The sequence below is a fragment of the Tissierellales bacterium genome, assembly GCA_025210965.1.
Lineage (GTDB): Bacteria > Bacillota > Clostridia > Tissierellales > JAOAQY01 > JAOAQY01.
Genome location: JAOAQY010000013.1, coordinates 1 through 19,839, shown reverse-complemented (window position 1 = coordinate 19,839; position 19,839 = coordinate 1). Strand labels below are relative to the sequence as shown.

Here is a 19,839-nt window from a genome sequence, read left to right as displayed (position 1 = left end):
CTTTAAAGTTGATATATCTGATATGGAGTTAGAACTTGCAACAAAGCTTTCTAAATTACTCAAATTAGAAAGTGGCGAAAAATCTTTGATACTGCTTGATCCTATAATTAAATGCTCAAGGTTTTCAAGATGTTCTATTCCTTCTAGAGAAGATATTTCATAGCATTCGAGCCACTCAATAGTAGCTAATTGTTCTTTAGTGATATCGCCCTCTGAAGCGTTTAGCTCTTCTCGAATAACACTTTCAAGAGCAGGGTCTTTAAAAGATACTTTATTTGAGCAAGCAGATAGCGTGGTACAAAGCAGAAGTGAAAATAAAATGAATTTTAGTGATTTTTATTTAAACATATGATGCCTCCTCGATGTTGATACATAAAACTATATCAATTCATTTTTTAAATAAATAATTTTGCCTTCAATATCAATATGATCTATCAATTTTTTATTATCTAATGACTCATAGTGTATTATGTCAAAAAAATACGGTATTGGATATTCTTCGTTTAAAGCATCGCTTACTCTTCTTATAATTCGTCGAGTTATGTTAACACCTTTTATTGCGATGTCTATATCTGATCCCTTCTTGTAATTTCCAATTGCCCTGCTACCAAAAATAATAGCTTCCTCAATTTCGCTAAATTTACTCATGACTTCTAATATACTTTTAATATCTCTATCTAATAATCCGTACATATTATAATTCCTTTAAAAGTTTATTGTATAATTTTTCTAGCTCAGGGAAATAAACTCCGACAATATCTTTTACCATCTTTTCTGCCAATTTATTGTCATAAGTATGAACAGTCATATTTCTATCGGCAAGCGCATCCATCCAAATATACCCATCATCAATTAAATTGATTTGATGTGCCATCTTTATAGTTTCTCTAGGACTTTTGACTAAAAACTCTTGAGCTTCAAGGTAATCTTTCATAACTTTCCAAGATAATTCAAATGCAATTTCAAAAAACTGTATGATTCCAGCTTGTTCCAGTTCTGTTTTTATCGGTTGATGTGAATATTGATCTAATAATTTGTATGCTTTTTCGAAATTTTGAAATCGTTGTCTCCATCTCGTTTCTTTAAATTCGTCCATAAAATCACTCCTATAGTTATTTACTTAATTATACTAGTTATATCAATTTTTGTGTACTATATCTTTTGAATAATATGCTTTAAATATTTTACAATACTCTCATTAGACTCATAGACCCAAAGTTTATTCTTAAATTTTTTATCGCCACTTACAATGATTGTAAAATCAGCACTATCTTCATTATAGAATGTAATTTTATACAAATAGCCCATGCGAGGAAATTCAATACTGCTTTTTTTGAATTTCATGCTGTTGATTTTGTGTATAAATTCATCTGCTTTCTCTAAATCATCTATTGTAACAATATCTCCAGTAGTACCATTTTGAATATCTATATGGCTGTATTTTCTAGAAATTTTAAAATTAGAATTCATGGACGCATACAACAATATTGTTAAAATAACTGCTAAAACCGGTATAATAATTTTTCTATTTTTCATAGTTTCTCCTCTCAATAGCTTGCAGATAGATTCGCAAAACATTCACCTATAATTTAATATAAATTGTAATCAGTTCGAGTAAATTTTCTTTATTTTTGTAGTATATCTCCACAAAATCATATCAATACAAAAATGAAGAATCAATACTGTTTACGCGAACGGTAACTATATGACCGCGAAAAGTATTTGGGAGGTAGTAACTAAATAAACTTCTATCAAAAGTTTACTTAGTTACTTTGAGATATTGCTTACTATATTATTAGTAACAAGTGTTATTAATAACACTTCAATTCTAAACAACTAAATTTAAAGCATGAAAAGGAAAATTATTTACAAAGCATTCAGCAAGGTGGTATATTAGAATAGTCGAGATTATAATATGGGGAGTGGAATAGATGAGTGAAGATCAAAAATCTAATGAGAAGCGAGTACTTAAGATAAGATTAGGGGAGGAGTACAAACCGGTAGTTGAAGATTATACTAGAGCCAAAGAATCATATTTTAGAGGGATTTATGAAAAAGGGATAAGAATAGTTAAAGACATAGTAGATGATAGAAACATTGAAAATCAAATAGATTCAGAAGATAATTACTACAACAATATAATAGCATTTGTTGGAGATCGAGGAATGGGAAAGACTTCTTGCATGAAGAGTTTTGAGAAGTTATTGACTAGTAACAATAAATTTTTTTCAATGGGATTCAAAGAAGGCGAATCATCATCCTACAATGAGTCATCATCAAAATTTTATAGTATGGGAACTATAGACCCTTCGCTTTTTGACAAACAAAACAATTTGCTAGAAGTTGTAATTGCAAAAATGTTTGAGAGATTCAAAGAGGCTATGGAAAATAATCAAAACTGCAACAATCGAAACGAAAATAATAGAAGAGAGCTTATAAAACAATTTTCTACCATACACGAAAATCTAAAGTCACTATACTCAGAAGAAAAATCAAAAGATGAATGCGACGATATAGATGAACTAATAAAAAAAGCAGAGTCCATAAAACTAAAAGAAAACATAGCAAACTTAGTTCAAAATTTCTTAAGCTTTATAGGTCGGGGTGAAGATGTCAAATTTCTAATATTGATTGACGATATAGACCTAAATACAGAGCACGCATACAAAATGGCAGAGCAAATAAGAAAATATCTCATTATTCCTAAAGTAGTCATACTTATGGCAGTAAAGATAAATCAGTTGTCAGATGCAGTAGAGCAAAACCTAATAAAAGCAAATAAAGAGTTGCTAAAACAAGAGCGTATAGATCATCAAGAAATTGCTGTGATGACTGAAAAATACTTAGAAAAACTCATACCGGTAGATAGGCGATTATACCTTCCTGATTTGAACGATTTAGAAATCAAAATACCATTAGAAATAGAAGATGGAAACTTCAAAGCAGAGACAGTAGAATTTGGCGTTAGAGAACTCATATGCACTAGAACTGGTATGTATTTTCAAAAATACGAACAGAGACCGAATTACATAGTACCAAAAAACTTCAGAGAACTGATAGATCTCATAACAATGCTCTACAAGATGGAGCCAGTTAGAAGAACTGCTAAATCGATTTGTATGGAGATATTGCAAAGTGGATTTGTGCCCGCATCGGCAAGTAAACTACAATACAAATGGGAAGAAAAAGATTTTGACAAAAAATACTTATTTGTAAACGATTTGATAGATTTCGAAGAGGAAGAACTTGAAAATATTTGCACTTGGGGAGCAGGGGAAAGTGAAGAAATAGGTAGTAATCTGAAATACTTCACAGATCAAATACTTAGAAAAAGTGATGAAGATAAAAAAGAAACTGATGAGAATAAGGATCAGAAAAATGCTGAAAAAATATTGTCATTTTCAGTTAGTTTTGACCAATTAAAGCAAGCAGTAAAAAACATTAAAAAGGAAAAACAAAATAGAGATAAAGAAATCACTAGACAAAAGCAACTAGGGACATTTAAAGATTATTTCCTAAATAGCTGGTGCAATTACCACCTAAAAAGAGAGCACAACGAAATCATAAAAGGCTTCATGTCGATGACTGTAAGTGAGAAAAATAAATATATAATTCGAAGACTAGATGAGTCATTTAAGTTAACTGAGAGAGACAATAAAAATGACAATAGAGGTAATAAAAAAGTTAGAGATGCATATAAAGACATACTAGACCATGACAATACAAGCATAAATATATCACTAGGAGATGTTCTTTTCGTATTAGAGAGATGTGAAAAGATAGCGACAGAGTACATTGAGATTCAATTCATATTTGCCATAAAAACCATATACTCGATATTGATGAATCAATACAAAAAAGAAGAATTGATGGAAAACGATTACAATCTATCTAATAAAAAAGCGTATAGTAGATACGATAGACTCATAGGTGGAAGCATCCATTTGTCGAAGGTAAATCCGATATTGGAAGATGATTGGTTTTATCAGGATGAAAAGATAATTGATTACAAAAAATTATGTAGATACTACAAGGAAAACATAGAGGGACAATTTATAGCATTGTTTATAAAAAGTTTTGGTCTAGAAAAATTAGAAGATAACTATTATTTAGATCAAGAAGCGTATTATGATGCTAAGAGATTACTTAAAAACCCTGAAAGAGTAGGAATAAATCTTTTCTCAGGTTTTTTGAATATAGCTAATGTTGGAATACTCGAAGAAAACAATATATTAAAAGGAAAATCTTTAGGCAATATATGGAAATATGCTGGTAATCCAGTTTATTTCGGTAATATTGAAATGATTGAAGATTTGCGAGCATATGATATAAAAAATAAAATTAGAGAAGAACTTATAATAGAAAAAACAACAACAGGGGAATACTGGATTAAATATCTTGAAAAGATGCGAGAGTATAGGCTTGATAGTTCTATAGTATCGGTGACGTTTAGAAATAATGGTATTTTTAGAATTTTAGATGAAATTATTAAGAATAATAATGGAACAACAAAACTTGAAAATATTATAAATAAAATTTTAAAGGATAAAGAGTTATTAGTTGAAGAAATGAGGAAAAATAAGAATAATTTTAGTGATTTGAAATTATTTTTTGAAAATTACCAGAGACAATTGGAGCTTTTAGATATTAAAGAATTCGCATCTATTAAGGAAAATATTTCAAGATATAGAACAAAAGAAGAGCTGATTTATGATATAGATAAAGAGGTATGCACACGTAGAGTTGAGGGGACTCAAGCGAAGGACATCGCAAATAACTTTAACGGCAAAATATACGAGAATATTAAGCGAATAGAGTCTACTAAAAAAAGAGTACAAAATCAAATTGAAATTTTGGAGAAAAGAAGTTTGGAAATAAAACATTTTGGTGAATTATCTAAGAACAAAATGAGAGAATATGAGTTAAGCAAGGCTGAAATTTCAGAAAAAAAAGACAAATCAAGAGAAGATGAAATAAAAATAAATAAATTAGCGGTATTTAAAGAAAGAGAAGAAGTTTGGAAAAAAATAGAAAAAGAAAAAGAAGAAAAATTTTCAGAGCTAGAAGTTTGGAAAGAGGATAAGAAAAAAACAAATGATGAAATAGGAGTACTAAAAGAAAAAATTAGGAGGATTGTAGAGGAAAAGAATCAATTGGACAAGCAAAAAGAAGAAATTAACAATAAGTGTGAAGAGTTAAAATATGAAGCACAATTAACAGAAGATTTAATTAATGAAAAATACACTGAAGTAGGAAAAAAAGATAACGAGTTACACGAATTACTCGAAAGTACTAAACATTGTGAAAAGAAATTAGAAAGTGGAATAAATTTGAAAGAAGTTATTGAAAGAGAAATTGATAGAGTAAAAAATAAGATTGAGTTAAAAAGTCAATTTCATAAAAATATAGAAGAAATAAGAACTATTATGAGGAGAGAAGATTCGATTGAAGTACTTTTTTCAGATGATGAAATTAAGAGTATAAAAAATGGAGTGGAGGTTATAGTAAAAGAGCTTGAAAACATTCCAGTGGAACTAATAAATGCTGAATCAATTGAGCGATTTAAGAAAATAGCTGAAATAATAATTAGTAAAGAAGAAATAAGTAAGGTGATGTTAGATGAACTAGGAAAGTCAGTAGAAAATATTGAGCGTTTAGAGAATACTGATATGTTTAGTTCAAGTCTAGAGGAGTTACATCAAAATGTTGATGCAAATTCAGAAGATATACTCTTTAATAAATCAAACTTAGTTAAATTAAAGGATAAAAAAGAAACTATAGAGACAGAAATGAATCAAATAGAAAAGCAGATAGAACAAGCCAGATTAAAAGTAACACAAAACTTAGAAATTCAGAAGAACTATAGAGAAGAAAAAAATTATATAGATTTAAAGCAGAGTAAGTTGGATTTTGAGAAACAAAAACTAATCCAGGAATTTAATAACAGAGAAAACTACTTGAAAAATGTAATAAGTGAATTTGAAAAATGCGAAGGAGAATTAATTTCAATAGAAGACAATATCAAAGTTATTAGAGAAAAATTTTTTGTGTACAAGAAGGAATTATCTAATGAAATAGAAGATTTTCAGGATTTATTTGTGGAGAATGTATTGAAAGATGAAATAGTTGAAGAGAAAAGATACTATTTAGAAATGTTGGAACAGTCAATAGTAAATCTTGAATCAAAAATGACTGAAATGAAAGAAGAACTTAAGTCAAATCAAAATAAAATTTTGTTTCAAAGAACACAGATGGGAACAAATTATAAAACAATAAAAGAATTATTTAAAGATCAAGAAACGAAAAGTGATAAATTATTGGTAGAAAAAGGAAAATTTTTAGAAACAGTTGAAGCCGAATTTAAAGATAGTGTAAAAAAACAATTTATTGATAATGGAATGCGTGATTTTAACGAATTTAAAGTTAGAATAGAACAAAAAATAAACGAAGCTCAGCAATTAGAAGACGATATAGAACTACAACTAATAGAAGTAGAATTAATCACACAAGGTTAGTCAGAAAGGAGCACACCCATGCTAAAACCAAACAACATAAAAAAAGTACTAAAATTTTACAAAGGAAAAGAATACAAAATAATAGTAGAAAACAAAGATGAAGCTAGAGATTCAAACTTTTGGGACATATATAGCGACGCATATAGAATGCTAATAAATATACGAAAAGCAAGCTATATGGCAGATGAAAAGAGCGATTATTACAACAACATAATAGCATTTGTAGGAGAGCGAGGTGTCGGCAAAACATCTTGCATGAAATCATTTGTTAAAATAGCTGGCGAAGTAGGTTCGTACAGAGATTATTTCAAAAGAGCGTCTAAAAACTATTCCGAAGTAGCAATAAAGGACAATTTTTTAGATATTGGGACTATAGATCCGTCTATGTTTGATAAATCAGGGAATCTACTAGAGCTACTAATTACAAAAATGTTTAAGGAATTCAGATCTAAGATAGAAAAATCACCAGATAATTGTTCGAGTGCAAATAGAAGTGAATCGAGCCGAAGAGAGTTAATACAGCAATTTTCTAAAATATACGATAGTCTAAAATATCTAAACGGAAACCATGATGGTAAATCAGAGTGTATAGATACACTATTGCTTCAAGCAGAGGCTAGTGACTTTAGAAATAATTTAAAGAAACTCATAGACAACTATTTGATATTCATGACAGGTAAGGAAGGTTCGTTTTTACTATTGCAATTAGATGATATAGATTTGAATGTAAATAAGGCTTATGAAATGGTTGAACAAATAAGAAAATACCTTATACTTCCAAATGTTGTTATATTGATAGCAACTAAAATGAGTCAATTGTTTGATATCGTAAAACAACAATCGATTTCTGATTTTGATTTATTGCTGAAAAAAAGAGCTTTAAGCATTGAAGAAACGACAAATAGAACTGAAAAATATCTAGAAAAACTAATACCTATTGAGAGGCGTTTGTTTTTGCCAGAGATATATGAAGTGATTGACAAAATAGGATTAGAAATATATACAGGAAACAAAGATTATGATGATAATACATCAGATAAAGACAAAAAGATACACAGAAAATTTTACTCTAAAACTATAAATGATGGCGTTCGTGAGCTCATATACACTAGAACGGGGCTTTACTTCGGGAAATTTGAATACAAAAAGAATTATATAATACCTACAAACTTGAGAGAACTTCACAACTTTGTTATGGCTCTTTACAACATGAAAGAAATAAAAGAACCTGCATACAAAAAAGCAGAATCTATACTTAAGAACTGCTTTGATTTTAGTGGAGATAAAAATGTTATAGACCTTGAAGAAATAAAAGAAAAATACTTGCCTCTAATACTCTTACTTAGCTTAAGCGAAAAAGAGGTAAAGGATGAGAATTACCCAAAGGCATTAAAGGAATGTATAAATAATTTAAGCAAGGCATATTCTATAGAGATTAAGATGCCTAAACAAATAATAGAATACTTAGAAGCATGCAAAAAGAAACGTGATAAAAAAGGTAATGATGATGAAAAAAATAATAATGAAAAAAAAGATAATGATTTAGAATACAAAAAATTAGAAGAGAACACAAGTGAATACGAACAGCATCAATTCGAATGGTTTAAAAGGTACTTTCTTGAAACGTGGTGCCCGAGTCATTTAAAGAATGCAAATTTATCAATAATAGAAGAGCTTTATAAAAAAGAAATAAATTTTAAGAATAAATATATAGTTAACCAAATAAAGAGCAGAATCAAAGATGATGTAGAGAACTGTGTTGGAGATACAAAAAAAGAGTATGAAGCTATAATGAATATTGAAAATGAAAGTTTGAATATATCTATAGGCGATGTACTGCTAATTGTAAATCTTTATTCTAAATTTAGATTAGATGATGAAACAAAGTATTTTTGCTATGCTATTAAGGCTATATATTCAATAATGTTATATGAAGAGTATGGCATAGAAGAAGCTTTTTATAATGGAAATAAAATCAAAGAAAAAATAGAATACAGTAACTACGACAGATTAATAGGTGGAAACCTTTACGAGGCAAAGACAACATCTCTATTATCAAAAGAAGGGGGTAGCAAATCTAGAGATTATAGAACATTATCTAAGAGTTTTGAAGAGATATTTTTGCAAAAAGTGGAAAAAGAACAGGAACTTTTTGCCAAGCAATTATTATTTCTTTTTATTGATGATTTTGGCAAGAGGTTCGGAGAACCAGTATATAGAAATAAAGAAGTGTATTATGAAAGAAATAACGGAACTGTTCAGAGCAGTAGCGTAGAAATCAATTTACTAGCGCCATTATTTAATATAAATACACTAGGTATAGATGTAAACAATTTTAAAGCTACAAAGGCTAGCGAAGACAAAGCTGCAAAGACTGATGAAAGTAAATTTGAAGAGAATAATAGCGGTAATAAATATTCTGTTTTTGAAAAACTAGAAGAAGCTATAGTTGATTATGATAGCTCAATTGGTTTACCAAATTATTACTATGTTGGTAGCATAGAGCTATTGGAAAATATCCTTTTGCATAAATTTAAGAAAAATGTTGAAAAGAGAGTTGAAAAGTTAAAAAAAGAGGGTGAGCCAAAAGAGTATTATATGTATTTTACTTCGTTTGTAGAGCAACTAAAAGAATATCAGCTAAGTGATGCGTTTTTCTATTTTAGTTTTGAAAGTACATTTTTTGGTAAATTAGCGAATAAAGCATTATATGATGGAATGATAAATAATGAAGTTATTTCGGAGGTATTTAAAGCTGAGATACGAGAGGATACTAAAGAAAATAGATTAGTTACTTTGCGCAAAGATTGGGAACGTTTCAAAGATGATTTAATAGACAAAGATGGTAACTATAGCCAAAATCAGTTGAATAATTGGATATTAGAAAATTTTGTAGATGAGAATAGAGTTACTGGATTCAAATCTGAAATTGATGAAATAATTCAAAATATAGAAGCTCAAAAAGAATCTTTTGAAGAAGAACTTGAGAAATTGAGAAAATTATCTAAAGGAACAGATGGAAACAGCATAAAAAGAGGGCAGGATTTCAAAAAGAAAATCATCGATGAACTAGACAAAATCATCAAAAAAGAACTAAGCCAAAAAAACTAATAGGAGGCTATTAAATGGACAATTTACGAGAAGCGATAAAAATTGTATTTAGCCATGTAAAGCCTCAATTCGTAATAGATCAGTGGTTTAGGTATCAGCGAGGTGAAAATGTAAGCTGTAGAGGATTTTCTACATGGAAGAACGATGTGAAATATTTGGATTTTTTGGATTTTCAGAGTGCGTTTTCATCTAGGAATCCACACTATTATTCTAATGACCAGATAGAGAATGTATTAGCTTTTTTGAGAGAGAAAGTCATAAAAAAAGCTGGAGCGGAAAATGATGCGGCTATATTTGAGCTATTGCGCCATGTGACTTACAATGAAGAAATGTTAGAGGAGCTGAATCGTGAACCTTATTGCAAATATGATATGTTACTGAGATGGAGAGATTTATCGCTTCATCTCGGTGAAGATTTATTTACTACAGCGTATCTAGCTCACAAAGATACCATAACTAGTAGTGATAGATATTTCTTTTCATGGCAAAGTATTATAGGAACAAATAACACTAGACTTAGAGAGGTTTTATCTAGAGGTATAGCGGAAAATCACTTTCATTTGAAAGGATCAGCTCCCTTTACTCAAATTTCATGGGCATCGCTCATGAATTTAGTAAAGGGAAGGCACAAAGATTTTGACTGGTTTGAAGGAAATAATAAACTACAAACCAGCAGTAATTATCATTTTGGAGGGCACGAAGATACTTTAGAGATGATGATATACAAAGCTGCATATATCAGAACTATATTGTATGAGATAGTATATTTTGGATCTAGCAGTGAGATAGAAAATCAGCAAAATGGTAGAATGGCGAGAATACTAAAGGCTAAGAGCTTAGAAGAAATTGCAGTAGAGTTAAGTGATATTCAAAGGCGAATCAATGGACTAAAATACAGATGTACCAAGTTCATGGATGTAAATCTAGAAAAGTATGACTATGCACTACAAACAAATTGCTATGTCGATAGACCAGGTGAAAGTATTGTGGATGAGAAGAATTTCTTTAAGCAAAACAAATGCAATTTGATATTTAGCGGAGAACGAGAATTCATGTACAGAATATTTAAGATATTGTATTCTGGTGATTCTTGTAAAGTAAAAGCTTGTGCGGGATTGTTCTATGCATATACACTTATCAAAGCTAGATTTAGAGCAGAACTCGTACAGGTAAATGATAGAGTTGGATTTGATAATTTTTCAAAGTATCAAGATAGAAAGTTTACGTTTATAGAAGGTAGGCAGCCTTATGAAAAGTTTGCATATAACCTTGCTGTTAGTACAACGCTAAAGGATCAATCTATACAGAGCTTAGAAGCTAGAATAGGTCCAAAATGGACTGATAAAGAAATGAAAAATACTATTAAAGCGCTAGATAGAGCCGTACTAAATAATAGATTCAATAGGCATGATTTATTGTATAAAACCGCTGAACTATCAGAGCTATTGTCATCTAAAGATGGTAAATCGGAAAAGGTAAATAAAGACAGGTATTTTTATGTGGCTCATTTTATAAAGAACCAAGAAAAGAAGTATAGGGAGTCAGATGATATAAAAAGCAGTATCGAGTGCAGAAATTATAACAAAAGAAAAGAAGTAGAGGCGAAAGCTAGGGCTATAGTTAAGCTTAAGAAATCAAGTTCGATAGAAGGTTCTAGAATGCTAGGAATTGACGCGGCTAGCTCGGAGTTTGGATGTAGACCAGAGGTGTTTGCTCAGGCATTTAGATATATCAGGGAGTTTGATTTTCACGACAAGACTGATTTTTTCAGATGTGAAAAAAACCCTAGAATGGGGCTTACATTTCATGCTGGCGAAGATTTTGTTGAGCTTGCGGATGGACTTAGGTATATGGATGAAGCAATTAGGTTTTTGAATCTATCTCAAGGAGATAGGATAGGTCACGGGCTAGCTCTTGGAACTGAACCTAAAAAATATTATAGAGATAAACGCCACAATTTTGTTTTGACAAAGCAGGATTTATTGGACAATATAGTTTGGATATTAGGCAAGATGAGAAAATACGGAATCATAGACATGAAGGTCAAAGATAGATTAATTAAGCAATATTTTGAGTGCATGAATTATATTTATGAGCATGATAGTGAGCTTAGAAATGTAAGTCATGAGACATATTATGATTCGTGGAAACTTAGAGGCGATGATCCTTATTTGTATTTTTCAGAGAACTCTATTAATAGTGGAGTAAATGACTTTTGGGGATTTTGTGCAAGAAATAATAGTAAGAAAAAGGTTAAAGATTATATACGTCAAAAAGATGGTGTATTTATAAAGCTTTATAGGAGTTACCACTTTGACCACCAAGTCAAATACAAAGGTCAACAACAAACCCAATTCGAAGTATTTGACGAATATATACAAGTAATATCCAAAATTCAAAAAGCCATGCAAGTAGAGATTGCGCATAGAAACATAGGCATAGAAACAAATCCTAGCTCGAACTTCCTGATAGGAACATTCAAGAGATACGATGAGCATCCTATACTTAGCTTTAACAATTTAGGACTGACTTATGACCAAGAGGAGATAAACAAAAATCCTCAGTTATTTGTATCTATAAATACAGATGATCAGGGTGTATTTTCTACTTATCTAGAAAATGAATATGCACTAATGGCATTAGCTCTAGAGAAGGCAAAGGATGAAAATGGACAGTGCAAATACAATCAAACTATGATATACGATTGGCTAGATAGGGTTAGAAAGATGGGGCTAGAGCAGTCGTTTAAAAATCTTAGTAGGTTTTAAGGAATGATTGCTGTAATTCACAAAATTAAATATGAAATTGACAACCCCATCCCCAATATAGTATATTTCATATAGAACAATCAAATACAATAAAAAGGTTATTTTAAATTTGAAACTATTTAAAATCTAAGAGGGAAGCTAGGTGAAATTCCTACACGGTCCCGCCGCTGTAAAAGAGGAGTACTTCTAATATGTCACTGAATTGATCGGGAAGGCAGAAGTATGATGATGCTTGAGTCAGAATACCTGCCTTTTTATTTTGATATTAGCTCTACGGTGCATAGGGGATAATAGATAGATTTTAGTATATATTTTTGTATGTATAGTATTATCAAATCAATTAACGTTATCTAAGCAAATGAGCTTAGATTTTTTTTATGCAATCAAATAGCTTATGGAAAGGAAGATGATATGAAAAAGGGGATTTTAGTTGTAAGTTTTGGAACGAGTTACAAAGAGACTAGAGAGAAATGCATCGAATCTATAGAGCATGCCATAGGTTCTAATTACCCAGAGTATGAGATTAGAAGAGCGTTTACATCGAATATGATCATCAAGAAATTAAAGGAGCGAGATGGAATATACATAGATACTCCACTAGAGGCGCTCGAGAAAATGGTATCAGATGGTTTTGAAAATATTCACGTACAGCCGCTACATGTGATTCCTGGATTTGAGTATGAGAAAGTAACAAATGCCGTAGTGAAAATAAAGCATAAATCGAATATATCCATAAGTGTAGGCTCACCGCTACTAAACAAAGAAGAGCACTATGACGAGATGATAGAAGCGCTCATGTCTAGACTTCCAAATGAAAAATCTAAAGAGGGAGTGCTTTTGATGGGGCACGGTACAGACCACTTTGCAAATGCTTGCTATAGTATGCTTCAAAACAAGATATCAGACGTAAGAGGAGACGTGATCATAGCAAATGTAGAGGGTTATCCGGAGATTGACGATGTGATAGAGGATATCGAAGAGAAATTTTCAAAGATGACACTTATGCCTCTCATGATAGTTGCGGGTGATCATGCTATAAATGATATGGCAGGCGATGAAGATTCATACAAGACTATGCTTAGCGAGAGAAACATAGAGACTGATTGTATATTAGAGGGACTCGGTCAAAACGAGGGAATACAGGATATTTTTGTAAAGAGAGTAGCTGAAAGTTTGAGGGATCAGTAAAAGAAAAGAGAACTATCAAAATCGAGAAAAAATGGGGGAGAATATGATGAAGAAGAACAAAATATTGAAAGTATTATCGGTGGCGTTATTGTCAATCACTATGGGTATGAGCCTTGCTAGCTGCGGAAATAAGGCAGAAAAGGAAGTAGTAACTGATAGCGGTGTAAATGCTGTAGAGTCAGTTGATGAGAGCGCAGAATCTACAGAGGTAGTGAATGAGCCTGTAGATGAGTATTATCCAATTACCTATACTACGTACAATCATTCTAAAGAACCAGTTGAAGTGACTATAGAAAAAGCGCCTACAAAGGTAGTAGCTGTGTATCAGAATTCTATAGAGACGCTATTAGCGCTTGGATTAGAGGAAAAAATAGTCGCAGCGGCAGGGTTAGACCACAAGGTAAAACCTGAGTTTGAAGAGGCTTTTTCTAGTGTGAATTATCTAGATGACTGGCAGCCAAACAAGGAAACTGTAGTTATGTTAGAGCCGGATTTCATACTTAGTTGGTATTCGTATTTTGGAGAGAAGAGGCTTGGAGATGTTGATTATTTCCACAATAATAACATAGGCACATACATGGCGCTAAATAGCGGAGCTGTATCGCCTAGAACGCTTCAAAATGAATGCGATGATATTTTAAATATTGGAAAAATATTTAATGTAAATGAGAAGGCTGAAGTGCTAGTTGATGAAATTAAGAGCAGAGTTTCAGAGGTTTTGGAGAGCCAAGCGGGCAAGGAGCAAAAGTCTACGCTTATCATAGAGTTTTATACAGACAAGATATCAGGGTATGGAGCTAGTTCTTTAGGCGGAGATATGGTGGTCAAGTTAGGAGCGGAGCTTTTAAACCCAGAGGGAAATGATTTGGGCATAGAGGATATAATTGCATTAGACCCGGATTCTATATTTGTAGTGTATTATAATGGCGGAAAGAGAACGGATGAAGAAGCTGAAAATGGAGCTTTGAGAGATGTAATGGACAATGAAGCATTGGCAAATATCAGTGCTGTAAAAAATGGAAAAGTATACGCTATTCCGCTAGGAGAAATGTATGCAAGTGGAGTTCGTACAATTGATGGAATAGAGAGATTTGCAAAGGGAATTTATGAATAAGAAATACTTAAATCTAAAGAGTGTATTTGGATTGGTTGTAGTGGGACTGTGTATAGCTGTTTTTATGGCAGCTATACGTGCTATAACCATTGGAACTGTAGATATTGAGGCTGGAAAGGTGCTTGATGTAATACTTGCAAAGTGGAATCCATCTGATTATCCTGAGAAGTACTCAAATGGTACACTTCACGATGTCATATGGCTCATAAGGATGCCGAGAGTTGTGCTTGCTTGTTTTGTTGGAATGGCTCTAGCGGTTGTGGGTGTGGTCATGCAGGCGATAGTCAAAAACCCTCTAGCAGATCCATATATTTTAGGGATATCATCGGGAGCATCTCTAGGAGCGACGCTTGCTATACTATTGGGGATAGGTAGTGTAATGGGTGGTAATTTTGTTGGAATAATGGCTTTTATAGGCGCATTTTTGATTTCAATAGGAGTGCTCATGATTTCAAATATCGGAGGAAAATCAAATTCGGTTAGACTGCTATTAGCTGGCATGGCACTTAGTGCTGTTTGTTCATCTCTTTCTAGTTTGGTTATATTCTTTGCAAAGGATAGAGAGGGCATAAAGTCTATTACATATTGGCTGATGGGGAGTTTGGCAGGGGCGAAATGGTCTCAGATAAGTTTTATAGTTCCCTTTATTGTTTTGGGAGTTTTGTTTTTTATAAGTCAGTATAGAACGCTCAATTTGATGCTTTTAGGGGATGATGTTTCTGTTACTCTCGGCAAGGATCTCTACAACTACAGACGAGTTTATTTGGTAATAACATCGCTTATGATGGGTATGGTAGTGTATTGTTCTGGAATGATTGGATTTGTAGGTCTTATAATACCTCATATTGGGAGGATGATATTTGGAACAGACCACAAAAGGCTTATAATTATATCTGCACTTTTGGGTGCGCTTTTCATGATACTTGCAGATACTCTATCTAGAACGATACTACCCCATACAGAGCTGCCAATAGGGATACTTATTTCAGCAGTTGGTGCGCCTTGTTTTATTTGGCTACTTTGCAAGAAGTCTTATGGATTTGGGGGCGATAAGTCATGATAAGAACTGAGAATGTGCACTATGAATACGGTGATGTAAAGGTGCTAGATAGTATAAATATCCATATTCAAAAGAAAAAATTTGTTGGCATAGTAGGGCCAAATGGTAGTGGAAAGAGTACGCTTTTAAAGTGTATTTACAGAGTTCTAAAACCTAGCATGGGTATTGTAAAATTAGATGATGAGAATATAGCTCATATGAAAATAAGTGAAACAGCTCAGAAGATGTCTGTTGTTGCACAGCACAATTACCATAGTTTTGATTTTGTGGTGGAGGATATGGTTCTCATGGGAAGAAGCCCTTATAAGAGGGCACTTGAGAGAAATAATGCGAATGATTATAAAATAGTTGACGAGGCTCTAAATGTGGTTGGAATGAGTGCTTTTAAGGATAGGGAATTTGCATCTCTATCGGGCGGAGAACAGCAGAGGATAATATTAGCTAGAGCACTCACTCAAGAGCCGGAGTGTTTGGTGTTAGATGAGCCTACGAATCATTTAGATATCATGCATCAATTGCATCTCTTAAACATCATAAAGGGGCTAGATATTTCAGTTGTGGCGGCTATTCATGATTTGAATATTGCTATGAAGTACTGTGATGAGGTTTATGTCATAAAGGATGGAAAGATAATATGCTACGGAGAGACTAGAGAAGTTTTAAATGAAGAGATCATAAGGGATGTATTTATGGTGGATTCTAGGATTTATGATTATGAAGATGGCGCTCATATAGTGTTTAAAGGACCGGTGATAGAGGATGAATAAGATAGGGATATTGCTTTGCAATAAGATGACATATGGATGTGCGGCTACTGGATGTTTTAATGCTTTTTCTAAAAGGGAGGGAGCATTTAAGATATATAAGGATGAAGATGTGTGCATTGGTTCTATTTTTCACTGCAATGGATGTGGGAAAAATTTTGTAGAGGAAATGGATTATAAGTTTAATCAATTGCGAAGAGCTGATATAAAAACCATACATATGGCGAGATGTATAGAGGTAGAGTGCAGTAGATATGATGAATTAAAATCAGATTTGATTGGAGAAGGATTCCATGTAATTGATGGAACTCACGACTGATGGATTTAATTTGTTTGTGAAAATTCAATCGTATATATTGAAGTAGTTAGTCGTTAGTTGCTGATATTTAGCATTTAGCATTTAGTATTAGTATTTAGTATTAGTATTTACATCTAGAATTTAGAATTTAATGTTTAGTATTTGATGTTTAGTATTTAATGTTTAGTATTTAATGTTTTAGCATTTAGTTGGGAGATGTTTTTGTTGAATTGTCCTGTTATGATAAATTTAGAAGACAAGAAAATAGTTGTAATTGGTGGAGGTAATATAGCCTATTCTAAGGTGAAGACACTTCTAAGGTACAATCCTAGGATAAAGGTTGTAAGCAGAGAGTTAGATAGAAGATTTGAAGAGGTGCTTTTTCACATTGAATGGGTGGATAGAGACTGGAGAGAAGAGGATTTTGAGAGGGCTTATTTGACGATTGCCGCAACTGATAATGCAGATGTGAATGAGTCTGTCGGAAGATTGTGCTCAGAGAATCATCAACTATTCAATAGGGTTGATAGAGGGCTCGAATCTGATTTTATGATGATGGGCGTTGTTGAGCGAGGAGATTTAAGTATAGGGGTTTCGACAAATGGAAGGTGTCCATCTCTAGCAAAGCATATCAAGGAGGATTTAGAGGAGCATTTTGATGCTAATTATGGGGAGTATCTAGATGAAATGGCTACATGGAGAAAGCTGATGATAGATTGTAATTTGAGTGCGAGTGAGAGACGATTGAAATTTCAAGAGTTAATACCACTAGATTTTGATACACTTAAAGAGAGGAGGTATGAATATGAAAGTAATCGTGGGATCAAGAGGAAGTAATTTGGCTATAACTCAGACGAATTGGGTGCTAAGTTCATTAAGGGAAAAATGCCCAGAGCTCGAATTTGAGATAAAGATAATAAAGACAAAAGGGGATAAGATTTTAGACAAGGCGTTAGATAAAATTGGAGATAAGGGATTGTTTGTAACAGAGATAGAAAATGAACTTATAAATGGAGATATAGATTTAGCTGTACATAGTATGAAGGATATGCCTTCGGAGCAGCCAGATGGTTTGATGTTTGCGGGTGTTCCAAAGCGAGAAGACCCCCGAGATGTACTTGTACTAAGGGAGGGAATAAATTCTTTAGATGAAGTTCCAATTGGTGGCAAGATAGCAACTGGAAGCAAGAGGCGAAAGTATCAGCTTTTAAAGCTAAGACCTGATCTTGAAATAATGCCTATTAGAGGAAATGTAGAGACTAGAATTAGAAAGATAAAAGATGAGAATTTAGATGGAACTATACTTGCAGCAGCTGGCATAAAGAGAATAGGATTAGAGCATAAGATATCCCAGTATTTTGAAGCAGATGAGATGATTCCAGCACCAGCACAGGGTGTATTAGCGATTGAAGTGAAATCTGACAGATTGGATCTTATAGAACTTTTATCACTCATAAAAGACAGGGAAACTCAAATTCAAGTTGATGCAGAGCGATCATTTTTGGAAGGTGTAGACGGAAGCTGTCATATGCCTATAGGTGCTTTTGGAAAGATTGATGGAGACTTGTTAAATTTGTCCGCTGTACTTGGCAGGGAAGATGGAAGTCATTTGGTTAGAAAAACTCTTAGCGGACATGTAGATGATGCTAAATATATTGGACATAGGCTTGCAGAGATGGTTTATTCGGAGGTGAATTCTGATGACAAATAAGGTTTATTTAGTTGGAGCAGGACCTGGTGATGTAGAGCTCATAACGCTCAGAGGGATGAATGTGGTCAAAAATGCAGATGTAATTGTTTACGATAGACTTTCAAATCCTAAGTTACTAGAGTATGCTAAAGATTCGTGTGAATTTGTATACGTGGGCAAAAAAGCCAATGCTCACACTATGAAACAAGAGGATATAAATCAATTGCTAGTTGATGAAGCTAAGCTAGGCAAAATGGTTGTCAGGCTTAAAGGCGGAGATCCCTATGTATTTGGAAGAGGCGGAGAAGAAGGAGTTATCTTAAATGATAGAGGTGTTGAATTTGAGGTGGTTCCGGGAATTTCATCTTCTATTGGAGGGCTAGCTTATGCTGGTATTCCTATAACGTATAGAAATATAGCGACATCGTTTCACGTATTTACAGGCCATTTTTCAAATGAGGATGAAGAGCATCCTTGGGAGGCTATATCGAAACTTAAGGGTACTCTAGTCTTTCTCATGGGAATGAAAAATTTAGAGAAAATAGTTTGCAATTTGAAATCAAATGGACTAGATGAAGGTACTCCGGTAGCTATAGTAAACTGGGCTACTAGAAGTAACCAAAGAGTTGTGACGGGAAATTTGAGAGATATAGTAGATGTTGTTAAAGAAGAGAATATTAAAGCGCCAAGTCTCATAGTTGTAGGAGATGTGGTTGATTTAAGAGAGAAACTTGAATTTTTTGAAAAGAGACCACTTTATGGTCAAAAGATTGTAGTTACAAGGGCTAGGGCGCAGAGTAGCAAATTAGTAGATAAACTATCAAACCTAGGTGCTACAGTGTTTGAATATCCATCTATACAAATCAGGGAGATTGAAGATAATGAGAATGTAGAGAAGGCTATGGATATTTTAGATGATTACACACATATTGTGTTTACTAGTATAAATGGAGTTAATATATTTTTTGAGAGATTATTTGATAGGGGCTTTGACAGTAGAGACTTGGCAAATTCCAAGCTCATAGCAGTTGGATCTGCTACGAAAAGGGCTCTTAGAAATTATGGGTTGAATGCAGATTGGATGCCTGAAAATTACGATGGCGATTCACTGGCAAATGGACTAAGGGAAATGTTAAAGTCTGATCATAGGGTTCTCATTCCAAGAGCTAAAAATGGGCGAGCTGATTTGATAGATTCTATATCAGAGGTTTGTAAAGCGGATGAGGTGATTTTGTATGAATCTGTAGTAGATGAATCTAATGTTTCAGAGCTAAATGAGACGATAAAGAAAAATGATATAGATTATATAACATTTACGAGCAGTTCTACAG

The 19,839-nt window shown here is 32.8% G+C and carries 14 protein-coding genes and 1 riboswitch; of the genes, 11 read left to right on the top strand and 3 right to left on the bottom strand.

Annotated elements, in window-relative coordinates; translation table 11 throughout:
• Positions 1–378 precede the first annotated feature (378 nt).
• The 3 genes from N4A40_00765 to N4A40_00755 are packed head-to-tail and all read right to left on the bottom strand — an operon-like array spanning position 379 to position 1,536.
• Positions 379–693: a nucleotidyltransferase domain-containing protein gene (locus N4A40_00765; GenBank protein ID MCT4660360.1), complete on the bottom strand. Its 315-nt coding sequence runs from the start codon at positions 691–693 to the stop codon at positions 379–381.
• 1 nt (position 694) lies between these two features.
• Positions 695–1,096 (bottom strand): nucleotidyltransferase substrate binding protein, encoded by a 402-nt coding sequence (locus N4A40_00760; GenBank protein ID MCT4660359.1) that lies wholly within the window; start codon positions 1,094–1,096, stop codon positions 695–697.
• 56 nt (positions 1,097–1,152) lie between these two features.
• The gene (locus N4A40_00755; GenBank protein ID MCT4660358.1) at positions 1,153–1,536 is read right to left on the bottom strand and encodes a hypothetical protein; all 384 of its coding nucleotides are present in this window, start codon (positions 1,534–1,536) and stop codon (positions 1,153–1,155) included.
• Between the two features lie 395 nt (positions 1,537–1,931).
• On the opposite strand from N4A40_00755, the gene N4A40_00750 reads away from it, so the two are divergent.
• The 11 genes from N4A40_00750 to cobA form a co-directional block, all read left to right on the top strand.
• On the top strand, positions 1,932–6,515 hold the full coding sequence (locus N4A40_00750; protein ID MCT4660357.1) for a hypothetical protein: 4,584 nt from the start codon (positions 1,932–1,934) through the stop codon (positions 6,513–6,515).
• An 18-nt stretch (positions 6,516–6,533) separates the two neighbouring features.
• Positions 6,534–9,626 (top strand): hypothetical protein, encoded by a 3,093-nt coding sequence (locus N4A40_00745; protein ID MCT4660356.1) that lies wholly within the window; start codon positions 6,534–6,536, stop codon positions 9,624–9,626.
• A gap of 14 nt (positions 9,627–9,640) precedes the next feature.
• Positions 9,641–12,394 (top strand): hypothetical protein, encoded by a 2,754-nt coding sequence (locus N4A40_00740; protein MCT4660355.1) that lies wholly within the window; start codon positions 9,641–9,643, stop codon positions 12,392–12,394.
• A 78-nt stretch (positions 12,395–12,472) separates the two neighbouring features.
• A riboswitch (cobalamin riboswitch) is annotated at positions 12,473–12,663 on the top strand.
• Between the two features lie 142 nt (positions 12,664–12,805).
• Complete coding sequence (locus N4A40_00735) at positions 12,806–13,582, top strand: sirohydrochlorin cobaltochelatase (protein ID MCT4660354.1); 777 nt, start codon at positions 12,806–12,808, stop codon at positions 13,580–13,582.
• 46 nt (positions 13,583–13,628) lie between these two features.
• Complete coding sequence (locus tag N4A40_00730; protein MCT4660353.1) at positions 13,629–14,696, top strand: ABC transporter substrate-binding protein; 1,068 nt, start codon at positions 13,629–13,631, stop codon at positions 14,694–14,696.
• The gene (locus N4A40_00725) at positions 14,689–15,756 is read left to right on the top strand and encodes an iron ABC transporter permease (GenBank protein MCT4660352.1); all 1,068 of its coding nucleotides are present in this window, start codon (positions 14,689–14,691) and stop codon (positions 15,754–15,756) included. The genes N4A40_00730 and N4A40_00725 overlap by 8 nt, the downstream gene beginning before the upstream one ends.
• Positions 15,753–16,523 (top strand): ABC transporter ATP-binding protein, encoded by a 771-nt coding sequence (locus N4A40_00720; protein ID MCT4660351.1) that lies wholly within the window; start codon positions 15,753–15,755, stop codon positions 16,521–16,523. The genes N4A40_00725 and N4A40_00720 overlap by 4 nt, the downstream gene beginning before the upstream one ends.
• Positions 16,516–16,839: a CGGC domain-containing protein gene (locus N4A40_00715; protein ID MCT4660350.1), complete on the top strand. Its 324-nt coding sequence runs from the start codon at positions 16,516–16,518 to the stop codon at positions 16,837–16,839. Before N4A40_00720 ends, N4A40_00715 begins: the two co-directional genes overlap by 8 nt.
• 219 nt (positions 16,840–17,058) lie before the next feature.
• Positions 17,059–17,655, top strand: a complete 597-nt coding sequence (locus N4A40_00710; GenBank protein ID MCT4660349.1) for a bifunctional precorrin-2 dehydrogenase/sirohydrochlorin ferrochelatase — start codon at positions 17,059–17,061, stop codon at positions 17,653–17,655.
• A complete protein-coding gene (gene hemC, locus N4A40_00705; protein MCT4660348.1) occupies positions 17,624–18,529 on the top strand; it encodes a hydroxymethylbilane synthase in 906 nt (301 codons plus the stop codon). The genes N4A40_00710 and hemC overlap by 32 nt, the downstream gene beginning before the upstream one ends.
• Positions 18,519–19,839 (top strand): uroporphyrinogen-III C-methyltransferase (gene cobA / locus N4A40_00700; protein ID MCT4660347.1); only part of this gene is annotated, 1,321 nt, incomplete at its 3' end. The genes hemC and cobA, both read left to right, overlap by 11 nt.

Bases quoted from the DNA above. Each gene is read 5' to 3' on its own strand.
- N4A40_00710 (MCT4660349.1), top strand. From the start codon at position 17,059: ATGATAAATTTAGAAGACAAGAAAATAGTTGTAATTGGTGGAGGTAAT.
- N4A40_00715 (MCT4660350.1), top strand. From the start codon at position 16,516: ATGAATAAGATAGGGATATTGCTTTGCAATAAGATGACATATGGATGT.
- N4A40_00765 (MCT4660360.1), bottom strand. From the start codon at position 693: ATGTACGGATTATTAGATAGAGATATTAAAAGTATATTAGAAGTCATG.
- N4A40_00760 (MCT4660359.1), bottom strand. From the start codon at position 1,096: ATGGACGAATTTAAAGAAACGAGATGGAGACAACGATTTCAAAATTTC.
- N4A40_00725 (MCT4660352.1), top strand. From the start codon at position 14,689: ATGAATAAGAAATACTTAAATCTAAAGAGTGTATTTGGATTGGTTGTA.
- hemC (MCT4660348.1), top strand. From the start codon at position 17,624: ATGAAAGTAATCGTGGGATCAAGAGGAAGTAATTTGGCTATAACTCAG.
- N4A40_00735 (MCT4660354.1), top strand. From the start codon at position 12,806: ATGAAAAAGGGGATTTTAGTTGTAAGTTTTGGAACGAGTTACAAAGAG.
- N4A40_00720 (MCT4660351.1), top strand. From the start codon at position 15,753: ATGATAAGAACTGAGAATGTGCACTATGAATACGGTGATGTAAAGGTG.
- N4A40_00750 (MCT4660357.1), top strand. From the start codon at position 1,932: ATGAGTGAAGATCAAAAATCTAATGAGAAGCGAGTACTTAAGATAAGA.
- N4A40_00740 (MCT4660355.1), top strand. From the start codon at position 9,641: ATGGACAATTTACGAGAAGCGATAAAAATTGTATTTAGCCATGTAAAG.
- N4A40_00755 (MCT4660358.1), bottom strand. From the start codon at position 1,536: ATGAAAAATAGAAAAATTATTATACCGGTTTTAGCAGTTATTTTAACA.
- N4A40_00745 (MCT4660356.1), top strand. From the start codon at position 6,534: ATGCTAAAACCAAACAACATAAAAAAAGTACTAAAATTTTACAAAGGA.
- N4A40_00730 (MCT4660353.1), top strand. From the start codon at position 13,629: ATGAAGAAGAACAAAATATTGAAAGTATTATCGGTGGCGTTATTGTCA.